Source organism: Paraburkholderia sp. 31.1, assembly GCF_014397645.1.
GTDB classification, from domain to species: Bacteria; Pseudomonadota; Gammaproteobacteria; order Burkholderiales; family Burkholderiaceae; genus Paraburkholderia; species Paraburkholderia tuberum.
The window spans coordinates 1-336 of the sequence record NZ_VZQN01000228.1 but is presented as its reverse complement, the minus strand read 5'-3'; the positions used below and the strand labels follow the sequence as shown (position 1 = coordinate 336).

The following is a 336-nucleotide window of genomic DNA, read 5'->3' as shown; positions in this document are numbered from 1 at the left end:
CCCAGCAATCGCCGCGTCGGCTCATCGACGAACTCATGCCATAGGCCTTCAACGTGTCCTGGAACAGGCCGCTGCAATACTGGCTACCCCGGTCGCTGTGCACGATTACGCCGGCTTCCGGGTGGCGTCGGAACCACGCCATACGCAGTGCGTCTGTGACCAGCTCAGCCTTCATGTGCGGCTGCATCGACCAGCCCACCACCTGCCGGCTGAACAGGTCGATGATGACCGCGAGGTACACCCACCCCTCGGCTGTCGCCAGATAGGTGATATCGCTCGTCCAGACCTGGTTCGGTGCAGTGGCGGTGAAATTGCGCTCCAGCAGATTCGGCGCCA

Annotated in this window: 1 protein-coding gene; it reads right to left on the bottom strand. The window is 62.8% G+C overall.

Features of this window, described 5'->3' with window-relative positions:
* Positions 1 to 336: IS3 family transposase (locus F6X37_RS36090; RefSeq protein ID WP_187614701.1), on the bottom strand; the 336-nt coding region annotated here is incomplete at both ends.